The sequence below is a fragment of the Pseudomonas sp. GCM10022186 genome (assembly GCF_042656385.1).
Taxonomy (GTDB): Bacteria; Pseudomonadota; Gammaproteobacteria; order Pseudomonadales; family Pseudomonadaceae; genus Metapseudomonas.
Genome location: NZ_JBHSOU010000010.1, coordinates 238,217 through 252,389 on the forward strand (window position 1 = coordinate 238,217; position 14,173 = coordinate 252,389).

Consider the following 14,173-nt stretch of genomic DNA (forward strand, 5'->3'; position numbering starts at 1 on the left):
AATCCTCCTGATCAGGGCATGACGAACCCGCCGTTGACCGGCAGGGTTTGTCCAGTGATGAAGCGGGAAAGGTCGGAAAGGGCGAACAGCACCGCGCCGCAGACATCCTCCGGGACCTGGCCGCGCTGGATGGCGCGCTGGTCGCGGTAGAGCTGGTGGCGGGCGGCGGGCACGTACTGGGTGGCCTCGACTTCCACCAGGCCGGGGGCGATGGCGTTCACGGTGATGCCGTCGCCGCCCAGCTCGCGGGCCAGGCTGCGGGTCATGGCGATCACCGCGCCCTTGCTGGCGGTGTAGGCCAGCAGGTTGGGCGCGCCCCACAGCGGGGTGTCGGAGGCCAGGTTGACCACGGCGCCACGGCCGGACTCGCGCAGGGCCGGCAGGCACGCGCGGGTCATCAGCCAAGTGCCGCGCACGTTGACCTGCAGCACGCGGTCGAACATCTCGATCTCCAGCTCCTCGCAGCTCTTGCCGCCGGAGTTGGTGATGGAGGCGTTGTTGACCAGGCCATCGAGCCCGCCGAGCAGGTCGAGGGTCGCGGCAACGCAGCGCTCGATGGAAGCCGGGTCGGCCAGGTCCAGGGCCAGGCCGCTGACGTCCAGGCCCTGGGCGGCGAGTTCGCCGGCGGACTGCTGCACGCGCTCCGCGAGGATGTCGGCGATCACCACCCGGGCGCCGGCGCGGGCCGCCGCTTCGGCGAAGGCCAGGCCGAGGCCGCGGGCGCCGCCGGTGACCAGCACGCGGCGGCCGGCGAGAAGGGAATTCAGGCTCATGGCGCTCACACCGTGCTCAGGTTGGCTTTGGGCAGGTAGTGCAGCACCCGCTTCTCGGCCCAGACCACCGCGCTGTAGGCCAGCACGCCGATCAGGGTGAGCATGACGATGGCGACGAAGACGCCGGCGGTGTTGCCCTGCCCTTCCGAATCCACCAGCAGGAAGCCGAGGCCCTTGTTGCCACCGACCAGCTCACCGACGGTGACGCCGATCACCGCCAGGGTGGAGGCGATGCGCAGGCCGGAGAACAGCGCGGCCATGGCCGAGGGGAACTCCACCAGGCGGAAGATCTGCCAGCGGCTGGCGCTCATGGCGCGCACCAGGTTGATCATGTCCGGGTCGACGGTGCGGATGGCCGAGAGCACGTTGATCATCACCGGGAAGAACACGATCAGCACGGCGATGAGGATCTTCGGGTACACGGTGTAGCCCAGCCACATCACGAACAGCGGGGCGAAGGCCACCTTCGGCGCGATCTGCAGCGCCAGGATGTAGGGCGAGAGCATGGCCTCGGTGGTCGGCGACAGGCCGAGGGCGACGCCGATGGCCACGCCGAGCAGGGCACCCAAGCCGAAGCCGATGATGATCTCCAGGGTGGTGATCGCGGTGTGCTCGACCAGGTTGGCGTTGTGCCACATGGCCACGCCCTCCTCCATCACACGGCTCAGCTTGGGCAGGACGAATTCGGGCATGCCGAGCAGGCCCGGGCCCCACTGCCAGCCGGCGAGGAACAGGACCAGCAGCGCGATACTGCCGAGCATGGGTTTGTTCAGGCTGTTCATCAGGTCACCTTATTGCTTGGCGGCCACGCCGTCGTTTTCGACGAAGCGGTTGGTGTAGAGCTCGTCCAGCGGGGTCTCGCGGCTGACGATGCCTTCGCTGACGTAGAACTTGCGCACCTTGTCCAGGCGCTGCGGGTCGATGTGGCCGAGCGGCTGCTGGTTGGCGTAGACGTGCTCGACGTAGAGGCGCAGGACCTTCTCCAGGCTGGCTTCCTTGCCCTTGTAGCTGGGCACGGCCTCGGCGAAGGTGGCGGCGGCGGCCTTCGGATCATTGATGATGTCGCGCATGCCCATGAGGGTGGCCTTGACCACGCCGCCGACCACTTCGGGCTGCTTCTCGATGGCTTCCTCGGAGGCGAGGATGGCCTGGGCCATGCTCTCGAACACCTCGCTGCTCGGCAGCAGCTTGACCGAGAGGCCGGCGTCCTCGGCGTTCACCACCCAGTCCGGCACACCGGCCATGGCCTGGGACTTGCCGGCGGAGAACAACTGCCAGACACCGGACGGGCCGGCGGCCTGGACTTCCACGTCGGACTTGTTCAGCCCGGCCTTGCGCATGGACGCCAGCAGTGCGTAGTAGGTGGTATCGGAGTAGGACATGACGGTCATGGTCTTGCCCTTGAGGTCCTTGACGCTGTTGATGCCGGCCTTGCCGTCGGTGGCGATCATGGTCACGCCGCTGGCGCCGAGCACCGCCACCGCCTTCACCGGCACGCCGTTGGCGCGGACGATGATCGGCGTGTCGCCGATGGCGCCGCCCACCAGGGCGTTGCCGGCGCCGATCTGCTTGGCCACGTCCACCCCGCCCTTGCCGGCGACGAAGGTGACGGCGAGGTCCTGCTGGGCGTAGTAGCCCTTGTGCTGGGCGATGATCCAGGGGGCGAAGGCCGGGGAGTTCGGCGGTGCCGGCAGCAGGTAGGTGATTTCCTTGGGCGCGGCCTGGGCGGACACGCCGGCGGCCAGGGCAAGGGAAAACAGCGAGGCGTTGATCAGGGACTTGAACATCTGCAGCTCCTGTTGGGAATTCGGGACGGGTGGTCGGTCAGTGCAGATCGGTGTCTTCGCCGACCTTGAGCAAGGTCATCAGGCGCCCGGCCAACGGGCCGATCTCCGGAAGCTTGCGGCGTTCGAGGGGGTCGTTGCGCAGCGGCAGGTTCACCTCGATTTCCTCGATGATGTTCCCCGGGCGGGCGCTCATGACGAGGATGCGATCGGACAGCGCGATGGCTTCGATCAGGTCGTGGGTGATGAACAGCGCGGTCTTCTTCTGCTCATAGAGCATCTGCGCCAGGTCCTGCTGGAGGATCATCTTGGTCTGCGCGTCGAGGGCCGAGAACGGCTCGTCGAGGAACAGCACCTGCGGGTCGGTGGCCAGGGTGCGGGCCAGGGCGGCGCGCTGGCGCATGCCGCCGGAGAGCTGGAAGGGATAGTGGTCGCCGAAGCCGGTGAGGTGGCACTTGTTCAGCATTTCCTCGGCGATGGCGCGGCGCTCGGCGGCCGGGCGGCCTTCGATCTCCAGGCCCAGCTCGATGTTGCGACGGATGCTGCGCCAGGGCATCAAGAGGTCCTTCTGCAACATGAAGGACACCTTGCGCACCGGGCCGGTAACCCGCTCGCCACCGACGTACACCTCGCCCTCGGTGGGGGTATAGAGGCCGGAGCCCATGTTCAGCAGCGTGCTCTTGCCGCAGCCGGACGGGCCGATGATGGACACGATCTCGCCACTGCGGATGCTGAAGTTCAGACCTTGCACCGCGACGGTGGGCTCAGCCTTGCCCTTGACCGGGAAGCGCTTGGTGACACCCCGGAATTCGATCTCGACACGGGCCTGTTCCGCCTTGGTCGAGCCTTGCGGCTGTTCTGAGGTGTAGATACTCAACGAGGTGGCTCTCATCTTATTAGTGGCCTCACACTTGTTTCATATACGAAACACTGTTTTATTTATAAAACGTGCACGAGGCGTGCCAGGAAGATGGCACCTGAGAGAGCTCCCTTGTTTCGAGGGTTAAACCTTTAAAATCAAATAGTTAGATTATTTTCAGGATGAGCCGGGAGAAAATTCCCGACAAACGTCACCAGGAGGACCGAGCAGCCGCTCGCCCTGGTTTCGGACGGTTGAGTTGTCACTGCACAACGCGAGCGCATGGGCTGCTCCGTTTGGTAACAGCCGTTGCCGTTCTACACATGAAACGTGGTTTTATAGATGGAACAAATGACAAAGATCGCGCGCCCTGTGTAGGGGCGAATTCATTCGCCAAGGGACGCGCAGCGGCCCCCAATGAATCGTAGGGCGGAACTTCGGCCCGCTTGGCGATCGCAATCGCCCCCACAAACAGCGGACAAAAAGAAGCCGGCACGGAGCCGGCTATATAAGGACGCACAGCAAAATCGGTCAGCGCAGCTTTTCCATCATCTGGTAGTACCACATGCCCACCGCCAGCATGTGGTTGCCCAGGCGCTCGCTCAGCGGCACGCGGATGTGCTGGCAACGGGCGAAGGTGTCGAACTTCTCCAGGCTGCCGCTCATGGCATTGGCCATGACCTCGCCCATGATGTGGGTGGTCGCCACGCCGTGGCCGGAGTAGCCCTGGCAATACCAGACGTTGTTCGACAGCTTGCCCAGCTGCGGGATGCGGTTCATCACGATGCCCATGGCGCAGCTCCACTTGAAGTCGATCTCCACACCCTTGAGCCTGGGGAAGGTGCGCTCGATGCACGGCCGCAGCTCGGCTTCGATATCGCGGGAGTCGCGCCCGGAGTAGTTGGCGCCGCCGCCGAACAGCAGGCGGCCGTCGGCGGTCATGCGGTAGTAGTCGAGAACGAAGCGGCAATCGTAGACGGCCAGGTCCTGCGGGTTGATCTGCCTGGCCAGGTCGCCCAGGGGCCTGGTGGTGACGATGCCGCCCATGGCCGGGAAGATCATGCCCTTGAGCTGCTTGCGTTCCAGCTTGTGGTAGACGTCGCCGGCCAGCAGCACCTGCGCGGCATTGATGCGGCCACGGCTGGTGACCACCGCCGGGCGGTCGCCGTGGATGATGTCCTGCACCTCGGAGTGTTCGAAGATCAGCGCGCCCAGGCTGGCGGCGGCCTTGGCCTCGCCGATGCACAGGTTGAGCGGGTGCAGGTGCATGTTGCGGGTGTTCTTGATGGCACCGACATAGAGGTCGGAATCCAGGTGCTCGCGCATGCCGGCGGCATCCAGCAGGGTCACCTCGTCGCCCATGCCGCGACGCACCGCCTCTTCATGGGACGCCTTCAGCTCGTCCATGTGCGAGGCCTTCATCGCCGCGTGCAGGTGGCCGTGCTTGAGGTCGCACTGGATGCCGTACTTCGCCACGCGGTTCTTGATGATCTCGTGGCCGCGCCAGCGCAGGTACCAGATGAAGTCGTCGACGTCCTTGCCGAGGAAGCGGCTCATCTGCTTGCGCATGGCCGCGTCGCCGGAAAGGCTGCCAGTGACCTGGCCGCCGTTGCGGCCGGTGGCGCCCCAGCCGATCTTGTGGGTTTCCACCAGCGCCACCTTGTAGCCGCGCTCGGCCATCTCCACCGCCGTGGCGACGCCGGTGAAGCCGCCACCGATGATGGCGATGTCGACATTCACCTCGCCTTCGAGGGTCGGGTAGGCGGTCTCCTCGTTGAGGGTCGCGGAATAATAGGAAGGCGCGCGTTCGGCGGCGGGCAGCGGGTGTTTGATTGCAGCGGTCATGGTGGAGTCCTTTGGAAATGCACGAGCCCGTCAGGGCAAGCCTTCGGCTTGCTTTGGCGAGTGAATTCGCCCCTACAAGAGCGGCCTCGAATCAATACGAAACTCGGGTTCAGGCCTGGTTCAGGTACCAGCGCCAGTCCTGCTCGCCGACTTCGGACATGAACTGGCGGTACTCGGCGCGCTTCACCGCCAGGTAGACACCGAGGAAGGCGGTGCCGAAGGCATCGCGGGCCCAACTGGACCGCTCCAGCGCGCGCAGGGAGGCGAGCCAGTCGGTGGGCAAGAGTTCCTTGGCCTGGGCGTAGCCATTGCCTTCCACCGGATCGCCCGGATCGAGGTTCTCGCGGATGCCACGGTGGATGCCGGCGAGAATGGCGGCGGCGGCCAGGTAGGGGTTGGCGTCGGCGCCGCAGATACGGTGTTCGATGTGCCGGCTGTTGGCCGGGCCGCCCGGCACGCGCAGGCTCACGGTGCGGTTGTCCACACCCCAGGTCGGCGCCAGGGGCGCGTAGCTGTTGGCCTGGAAGCGGCGGTAGGAGTTGGCGTTGGGGCAGAACAGCAGCAGCGAATCCAGCAGGCTCTCCAGCATGCCGCCCACCGCCTGGCGCAGCAGCGGCGTGCCGGCAGGGTCTTCGCTGGCGAACAGGTTGCGGCCTTGGGCATCGGCCAGGCTCACGTGCATATGCATGCCGGTGCCGGCGATCTCGGCGAAGGGCTTGGCCATGAAGCAGGCCTGCATGCCGTGGGCGTGGGCCACGCCCTTGACCAGGCGCTTGTAGCGCACGGCCTGGTCCATGGCTTCCAGCGCATCGCCATGCTCCAGGGTGATTTCCACCTGGCCCGGCGCGTACTCGGAAATGGCGGTGCGCGCCGGAATGCCCTGCGCCTTGCAGGCGGCGTAGAGATCGGCAAGGAAGGGCTCGATCTGCTCCAGCTCGCGCAGGCCGTAGACCTGGGTAGCGCGCGGGCGATGGCCATCGGCGTCCAGCGCCGGTTGCGGGCGGCCATCGGCGTCGCGCTTCTGGTCCAGCAGGTAGAACTCCAGCTCGCAGGCCATCACCGGGTGGTAGCCGTCGGCCTTGAGGCGGTCGATCACTTCGATCAGCACATGGCGCGGATCGGCAATGGCGGCGGGCATGCCGTCCTGCGGATGCATGCTCACCTGCACCGCGGCGGTGGGCATCCTGCGCCAGGGCAGGCGCACCAGGCTGCCTTCCAGCGGGTAGGCGCGGCAGTCGATATCGCCCACCTCCCAGACCAGGCCGGAGTTTTCCACATCCTCGCCATGCAGGGTCAGGCCGAGGATGGTGCTGGGCAGCGGACGCCCGGTTTCGTACACGGCGAGCAGTTCGTCGCGGTGCAGCAGCTTGCCGCGTGGCACGCCATTGGCATCGAGGATGAAAAGTTCGAAGGCATCGATATCCGGGTTCTGCTCGAGGAAATCCCGGGCTTCCTGCACGCTGGCAAATGTCATGGCGCTCTCTTTAGTGCCGGTGGGCACGCAATCAGGCCCTCGCCTCCAGGGGCAAGGGTCGTCTATCTCGTTCGGGGTGAGGTGTGGCGACGCGGATCAGACGAGAGCGTTATCCGGCGGACGGGCGTGGCGGCAATGCCAGAGCGCCCAGAAGGCGAGTTCGAGCGGCAGGGAAGTCAGGAGATGGGAGGCCCACTTGCGGGAGAACAGGACCTTGGGCGCGACTCCGGGAGCACGACGCGCGGCACGCACCAGCCCGAGGGGCAAGGCGGCCAGCAGCGATTGGTGCGGAGTGGGACAACCCATGAGGGAAAGCCGTGTTATTGGTATGCCCGGCAGGCTCGCACGGCGCCAAGGGTGAATAAAATCCAGGTTTTTCTATCTTTGGTTCAGTGATGGCTAAACATTGTCGGCTGGATTGGCTCCACAACCCTCTCCCCCGGCCCCTCTCCCTGAAGGGCGAGGGGCCGGGGGAGAGGGGGACAGGCGCCAGCTACCGAAGCTTCAACGGATCCACCAACCCCGCCGCGATGGCCATGCCCACCAGGTCCGGCAGGCGTTCGGCCTGCATGCGCTTCATCACCCGGGCGCGGTAGAGGTCGACCGTCTTCACGCTGATATCCAGCTGCTCGGCGATCTCACGGTTGGTGTAGCCCTGCACCAGCGGCAACAGCACGTCGCGCTCGCGCGGGGTGAGGCTGGCGAGACGCTCTTCCAGCTCGCCCTGGCCGCTGCTGGCGGCCCGGCGCTGGTCGAAGCTGCCGAGGGCCTGCTGCACACTGTCCAGCAGCAACTGTTCGTTGTAGGGCTTCTCGATGAAGTCGCGGGCGCCGGCCTTGAAGGCGCGCACCACTATAGGCACGTCGGCATGGCCGCTGACGAAAATGATCGGCAGGTCGAGGCCACGGCTGCGCATTTCCTCCTGCACGTTGAGACCGCCCATGCCGGGCATGCGCACGTCCAGCAACACGCAGGCATCGAGACTGGCGTCGCAGGCCTCGAGGAAGGCGCGCCCGTTGGTGAAGGGCAGCGCCTTCAGGCCCACGGATTCCAGCAACCAGACGGTGGAATCGAGCATGCCCTGGTCGTCATCCACCACGTAGACCACCTGTTCGCCGCCGTTGGACATCAATCCCCTCTCCTTTGCGATTCTTGTTATTGCAGCGGCAGGCGGCAGCGCATCAGCAGCCCGCCCTGCTCGCTCGGCATCCCGTCGAGGGAGCCGCCGAAACCTTCGATGATGCTGCGGCTCATCGACAACCCCAGTCCCAGGCCGTCCGGCTTGCTGGTGTAGAAGGGGGTGAAGATGCGCGCCAGTTCTTCTTCGCCGAGTCCCGGCCCCTGGTCGCGGACCTCGATGACCAGATACCCCTCTCCCGCCCGCGCCACCAGGCGGATCGACGAGTCCCGCCCCGGGTGGGCCTCGCGGTTGGCGTCGATGGCGTTGCGCAGGAGGTTGAGCAGCACCTGCTCCAGCAGCACCCGATCGGCATACACCGGCGGCAGATTCTCCGGCAATTGCTCTTCGACCGCCACCTGGCTGGCTCCAGCCTCCCAGGCGCAGAGGCGCACGGCCTCGCGGGCCACTTCGGCAACGTCCAGGGCCTGCATGCGCCGCTGCCCCTTGCGCAGGAAGGCACGCAGTCGCTTGATCACTTCCGAGGCGTGGTTGGCGTGCTCGGTGATGCGTTCCAGGCCCTGGGCCACCCGCTCGGCGGCCTTGGGATTGCTGGCCAGGGATTGCAGGTAACGCTGGCTGGCGCCGGCGTAGTTCATCACCGCCGCCAGGGGCTGGTTGATCTCGTGGGCGATACCGGAGGCCAGCTCACCCAGGGTGACCAACCGCGCAGTGTGGGCCAGCTCATCCTGGTGGCGGCGCTGCTGGGCCTCGCGCAGTTCACGTTCGGTCATGTCCCGGGCCACCAGGGAGTAGTAGCGCTCGCCGCCCGCCGTGCTGTGGGCCAGCAGCACCATGGAGACCGGTACCGAAGCGCCGCCGGCCGGCGGCTGCAGGCGGGTGTCGATCTTCCACACCCCCTGCCGCTCGGCGGTGCTCCAGCCTTCGCGCTGCAGGCGCGCGAGGTCGTCGGCGGCGACAATCTGGTCCAGCGCCGGCATCGGCTGTTGCGCCCCCAGGCCCAGTGCACGCCGCGCCGCCGGGTTGAGGTAGGTGATGTCCCCGGCCGGATCGACGAAGAGCACCGGGTCGGTATTGGCTTCCACCACCTCGGCCAGGCGGCGCTTGTTCTCTTCCGCCTGCACCCGCGCGGTGATGTCGCGGGACACGCTGACCACCTCCACCACGGCACCGGTGTAGGTCTCGCGGATGGCGCGGCTGGCGGTCTCGAACCAGAGGTAATGCCCGGCGCGGTGGCGGATGCGGTAGGTCATGGTGTGGTAGCCGTCCTGCTCCAGCGCATCGCGGGCGCGTTGCACCAGCTGGGCCAGCTCCTGGGGATGGAACAGGCACTGGGCGAGTTGCCCGCGCAGCTCCTCCGGCCAATAGCCGAGCAGCGTCCAGGAGGCCGGCGAGGCATCGAGGAAACGGCCGTCCGGGGTATGCCGGGAAATCAGGTCGGTGGTGTTCTCGGTGATCAGCCGGTACAGCCGCCGCGCCCGCGCCGCCTCGCGTTCGGCGAGGATCTGCGCGGTCGCCTCGCGGCAGCGCGCCAGCACCCGCTGCTCCTGCGGATCGGGGATGTAGGTCCAGATCAGCATGCGCTCGCCGCAATCGGCCTCCACCCCTTCGATGGCACGCTCCTGGGCCAGGCAGGCCCGCACCAGGGCGGTGTGATTGACCGGCAGGAAGCGCAGCACCTCGGCCAGGGGCAGTTCGCCCAGCAAGGCCAGTAACGCTGCGTTCAACTCCAGCGGACGCGCCTCGGCATTCACCAGCAGGCTCGGTTGCGGGTCATGGCCCAGCAAGGGCGAGGCACGCAGCAGGCCCGTGACACTGCCAAGCAGGGCGCCGAGCAATTCGTGGACCCAGCCGAGCCAGTCCAGGCTCGCACCCTCGCGCACTTCCACCAGCAGCAGGCCCTGCTGGCCGGCCTGCAGCGACATGTCGAAGGCCTGGCCGTGGCTGATGGCGGCGCGGCGCAAGCGACCGGCCAACCAGCAATCCAGCTGGCGCAGCTGGTCCAGCCCCAGGCGCCCTTCCGCCCTCAGCCGCTCGGCCAGGACCTCGTCGCTGGCCAGCAGAGGGTCGCCCTGCCCCGGCGGCAGTTGCTGGCCGCTGCCCTCGTGGCTGTAGATGCGCGCGCCGGGCTGCCAGCTCAGGTAATAGGCCTGGCGCACTTCGGGACAGCCGCGCAGGGCCCGGCACAAGGCATCGGCGCGGGCGGCCAGGGGCACGCCCTCGCGTTGCAGGCGCAACCAGGTGTGAAGTCGAACCGGAGTCTGGGTCATGGCGAATCCAGCGGCTGGGGGTGGGCAAGGATATACCGGAAGCTCGTGACGGCTGGCGGGCTGAAACCCACCCTACAAAAACACTCGAAACAATATAGTATTTTTACTATACGACTCTAGGAGTGCTTCCATATATTTCCAGTATTGGTATATAAATCACCCCAGAGAGTCACTGGCCTTCCCAGATGAGCCGGTGAAGAAGAGCTAATAATCAGCCGCCGGGTATCCAGCATGTCCATCTACGATCAGGGCCTTGCGCCTGCTGCCGTCAACCATATCGCCCTCTCCCCCCTCAGCTTCATCGAGCGCACCGCCGCCGTTTATCCCCACTACCCGGCCGTCATCCACGGTTCGATCCGCCGCAACTGGGCCGAAACCTACGCGCGTTGCCGGCGCCTGGCCTCGGCCCTTGCGGGGCGTGGCATCGGCAAGGGCGACACGGTGGCGGTGATGCTGCCGAACATCCCGCAGATGCTCGAGGCGCACTTCGGCGTGCCCATGATCGGCGCCGTGCTCAACACCCTGAACGTGCGCCTGGACGCCGAGGCCATCGCCTTCATGCTGCAGCACGGCGAGGCCAAGGTGCTGATCACCGACCGCGAGTTCTTCGATGTGATCCATGCCGCCATCGGCATGCTCGACCAGCCGCCGCTGGTGATCGACGTCGACGATCCCGAGTACGGCGAAGGCCAGGCGGTCAGCGACCTGGACTACGAGGCGCTGCTGGCCGAGGGCGACCCGGAGTTCGCCTGGCAGTGGCCGGAGGACGAGTGGCAGGCCATCTCCCTGAACTACACCTCCGGCACCACCGGCAATCCCAAGGGCGTGGTCTACCACCATCGCGGCGCCTACCTGAACGCCCTGGGCAACCAGATGACCTGGAACATGGGCAACCACCCGGTCTACCTCTGGACCCTGCCGATGTTCCACTGCAACGGCTGGTGCTACCCCTGGACGGTGACCGCCCTGGCCGGCGTGCACGTGTTCCTGCGCCGCGTGGACCCGCAGAAGATCCTCAACCTGATCCGCGAGCACCAGGTCAGCCACCTGTGCGGCGCGCCCATCGTGCTCAATGCCCTGGTGAACATGCCCGAATCGGCCAAGGCCGCCATCGACCACCCGGTGCACGCCATGGTGGCCGGCGCCGCACCGCCGGCCAAGGTGATAGGCGCGGTGGAGGAAATGGGCATCCGCGTCACCCATGTCTACGGCCTCACCGAAGTCTATGGGCCGGTCACCGTCTGTGCCTGGCACGAGGAATGGGACGAATTGCCCCTGGAAGAACGCGCCCGGATCAAGTCCCGCCAGGGCGTGCGCTACCCGACCCTGGAAGGGGTGATGGTGGCCGATCCGAAGACCCTGGAGCCGGTGCCCATGGACGGCCAGACCATCGGCGAGATCTTCATGCGCGGCAACACCGTGATGAAGGGCTACCTGAAGAACCCCAGCGCCACCAGCGAAGCCTTCGAAGGCGGCTGGTTCCACACCGGCGACCTGGCGGTCTGGCACCCGGACGGCTACGTGGAAATCCGCGACCGCTTGAAGGACATCATCATTTCCGGCGGCGAGAACATCTCCACCATCGAACTGGAAGGCGTGCTCTACCGCCACCCAGCGGTGCTGGAGGCGGCCGTGGTGGCACGACCCGACGAGAAGTGGGGTGAAACACCCTGCGCCTTCATCACCCTCAAGGCCGACCAGCAGGACACCCGCGAGGCGGACATCATCGCCTTCTGCCGCGAACACCTGGCGGGCTTCAAGGTGCCGAAGACGGTGATCTTCACCGCGCTGCCGAAGACCTCCACCGGCAAGATCCAGAAGTACGTCCTGCGCGACATGGCGAAGAACCTCTAACCCCCGACTCAGGAACAAAGGCGGCAGCCCCTACGGCTGCCGCCATGGGTCGTCGCATGCCTGAAAAAGCTGCGGCGGCCTGCAACAGGCATCGACAACAACAACAAGCGGAGCCCGTCATGAGTACCCACGACACACCTCACAGCCAAAGCTGCGACCGTATCCGGTCCAACCCCAAGTTCCAGCGCCTGGCCCGCCAGCGCGCGGTGCTCGCCTGGTCCCTCAGCGCCGTGGTGCTGGGGATCTATTACCTGTTCATCCTGCTGGTGGCCTTCGTCCCCGGCTGGCTGCACACACCGCTCTACGAGGGCAGCCACCTGACGCGCGGCATCCCGGTCGGCGCCGCCATCATCCTCCTCTCCTGGCTGCTGACCGCCTGGTACGTGCGCCACGCCAACACCCGCTTCGACAGCCTCAGCGCGGAAGTCCTCGAGGAGGCCCAGGCATGAAAGCGCGTCTCGCCCCAGCGGCCCTCCTCGCCCTGTCGCCCCTGACCAGCTTCGCCGCCCCCATGGTGGCGGAGAAACAGGCACTGAACCTCACCGCCATCGGCATGTTCTTCGTCTTCGTCCTCGCCACCCTGGCGATCACCTGGTGGGCGGCACGGCGCACCCGCTCCACCGCCGACTTCTACACCGCCGGCGGCGGCATCTCCGGCTTCCAGAACGGCCTGGCGATCGCCGGCGACTACATGTCGGCGGCCACCCTGCTGGGCCTCACCAGCCTGGTGTTCGCCAAGGGCTACGACGGCTTCGTCTACATCATCGGCTTCTTCGTCGGCTGGCCGGTGATCACCTTCCTGATGGCCGAGCGCCTGCGCAACCTGGGGCGCTACACCTTCGCCGACATCGTCTCCTACCGCCTGGACCAGGTGCGCGTACGCAGCTTCGCCGCCCTCGGCTCGCTGACCGTGGTCTGCTGCTACCTCATCGTGCAGATGGTCGGCGCCGGCCAGTTGATCAAGCTGCTGTTCGGCCTGGACTACCAGCTGGCCGTGGTGGTGGTCGGCGTGCTGATGCTGGTCTATGTGATCTTCGGCGGGATGATCGCCACCACCTGGGTGCAGATCACCAAGGCGGTGCTGCTGCTCGCCGGTGGCACGACCCTGGTGCTGATGGCCATGAGCGAGTTCGGCTTCAGCTTCGAGAACCTCGCCGGACGCGCCGTCGAAGCCCACGCCATCGGCAACGGCATCATGGGCCCCGGCTCCATGCTGGCGGACCCGGTCAACGCCGTGTCCCTGTCCCTCGGCCTGGTCTTCGGCATCGCCGGCCTGCCGCATATCCTGATGCGTTTCTTCACCGTGCCCAACGCCAAGGAAGCCCGCCGCTCGGTGCTCTTCGCCACCGGCTTCATCGGCTTCTTCTTCCTGGTGGTCTGTGTGCTCGGCTACACCGCCATCGTCATCGTCGGCACCGACCCGCAGTACTTCGTCGACGGCAAGCTGGGCGGCGCCCTGGTCGGCGGCGGCAACATGGTGGCCATGCACCTGGCCAAGGCAGTGGGCGGCAACCTGTTCCTCGGCTTCCTCTCGGCCGTGGCCTTCGCCACCATCCTCGCCGTGGTCGCGGGCCTGGCCCTGGCCGGCGCCTCGGCCATCTCCCACGACCTCTACGCCACGGTGCTGAAAAAGGGCCGCGCCAGCGAGAAGGACGAGATGCGCGTCAGCCGCATCGCCACCGTCTGCCTGGGCCTGGTGGCCATCGGCCTGGGGCTGCTGTTCGAGCAGATGAATATCGCCTTCCTCGTCGGCCTGACCTTCGGCGTGGCCGCCTCGGCCAACTTCCCGGTGTTGATCATGGCCATGTACTGGCGGGGCCTGACCACCCGCGGCGCCCTCTGGGGCGGCTTCACCGGCCTGGCCTCCGCGCTGGTGCTGGTGATCCTCTCGCCGGCGGTCTGGGTCACCGTGCTGGGCCATGCCAAGGCCATCGTCCCCTACGACCACCCGGCGCTGTTCTCCATGCCGCTGGCCTTCCTGGTGATAGTGGTGGTTTCCAACCTCGACCGCAGCGCCCGCGCCGAGCGTGAACGCGCCGCCTTCGACGACCAGTTCGTCCGTGCCCAGACCGGCCTGGGCGCGGCGGCAGCCAGCAGCCACTGACAACCCCGCGCTATCCGGGCGCGCCCCTGGCTCCTTTGGGGCCGCGCCCTTTTCTTCCCGCGCACCCGACAA

At 66.7% G+C, this 14,173-nt stretch carries 12 protein-coding genes; 3 read left to right on the forward strand and 9 right to left on the reverse strand.

Annotated elements, in window-relative coordinates; all coding sequences use genetic code 11:
- Positions 1-11: 11 nt before the first annotated feature.
- From ACFPU0_RS07695 to ACFPU0_RS07735, 9 genes are all read right to left on the reverse strand, one after another.
- A complete protein-coding gene (locus ACFPU0_RS07695; RefSeq protein WP_377692279.1) occupies positions 12-773 on the reverse strand; it encodes an SDR family oxidoreductase in 762 nt (253 codons plus the stop codon).
- A gap of 5 nt (positions 774-778) precedes the next feature.
- Positions 779-1,555 carry an ABC transporter permease gene (locus tag ACFPU0_RS07700; protein ID WP_377692280.1) on the reverse strand — a complete coding sequence of 259 codons (777 nt, stop codon included), beginning with the start codon at positions 1,553-1,555 and terminating at the stop codon, positions 779-781.
- Positions 1,556-1,564: 9 nt separating this feature from the next.
- A complete protein-coding gene (locus ACFPU0_RS07705) occupies positions 1,565-2,560 on the reverse strand; it encodes an ABC transporter substrate-binding protein (RefSeq protein ID WP_377692281.1) in 996 nt (331 codons plus the stop codon).
- 37 nt (positions 2,561-2,597) lie between these two features.
- A complete protein-coding gene (locus tag ACFPU0_RS07710; RefSeq protein WP_377692282.1) occupies positions 2,598-3,449 on the reverse strand; it encodes an ABC transporter ATP-binding protein in 852 nt (283 codons plus the stop codon).
- 498 nt (positions 3,450-3,947) lie between these two features.
- Complete coding sequence (locus ACFPU0_RS07715; protein WP_377692283.1) at positions 3,948-5,261, reverse strand: NAD(P)/FAD-dependent oxidoreductase; 1,314 nt, start codon at positions 5,259-5,261, stop codon at positions 3,948-3,950.
- 109 nt (positions 5,262-5,370) lie between these two features.
- On the reverse strand, positions 5,371-6,735 hold the full coding sequence (locus tag ACFPU0_RS07720) for a glutamine synthetase family protein (protein ID WP_377692284.1): 1,365 nt from the start codon (positions 6,733-6,735) through the stop codon (positions 5,371-5,373).
- A gap of 96 nt (positions 6,736-6,831) precedes the next feature.
- Positions 6,832-7,041, reverse strand: a complete 210-nt coding sequence (locus ACFPU0_RS07725) for a hypothetical protein (protein WP_377692285.1) — start codon at positions 7,039-7,041, stop codon at positions 6,832-6,834.
- A 187-nt stretch (positions 7,042-7,228) separates the two neighbouring features.
- Positions 7,229-7,864: a response regulator transcription factor gene (locus ACFPU0_RS07730; protein WP_377692286.1), complete on the reverse strand. Its 636-nt coding sequence runs from the start codon at positions 7,862-7,864 to the stop codon at positions 7,229-7,231.
- Positions 7,865-7,890: 26 nt separating this feature from the next.
- Entirely contained in the window at positions 7,891-10,143 is a 2,253-nt protein-coding gene (locus ACFPU0_RS07735) for a PAS domain S-box protein (protein WP_377692287.1), read from the reverse strand.
- 231 nt (positions 10,144-10,374) lie between these two features.
- Between ACFPU0_RS07735 and ACFPU0_RS07740 the strand changes: the two genes are divergently transcribed.
- From ACFPU0_RS07740 to ACFPU0_RS07750, 3 genes are all read left to right on the forward strand, one after another.
- Entirely contained in the window at positions 10,375-11,997 is a 1,623-nt protein-coding gene (locus tag ACFPU0_RS07740; protein WP_377692288.1) for an acyl-CoA synthetase, read from the forward strand.
- A 119-nt stretch (positions 11,998-12,116) separates the two neighbouring features.
- Positions 12,117-12,446 carry a DUF485 domain-containing protein gene (locus ACFPU0_RS07745; protein ID WP_377692289.1) on the forward strand — a complete coding sequence of 110 codons (330 nt, stop codon included), beginning with the start codon at positions 12,117-12,119 and terminating at the stop codon, positions 12,444-12,446.
- The gene (locus ACFPU0_RS07750) at positions 12,443-14,101 is read left to right on the forward strand and encodes a cation acetate symporter (RefSeq protein ID WP_377692290.1); all 1,659 of its coding nucleotides are present in this window, start codon (positions 12,443-12,445) and stop codon (positions 14,099-14,101) included. The genes ACFPU0_RS07745 and ACFPU0_RS07750 overlap by 4 nt, the downstream gene beginning before the upstream one ends.
- The last annotated feature ends 72 nt before the right edge of the window (positions 14,102-14,173 follow it).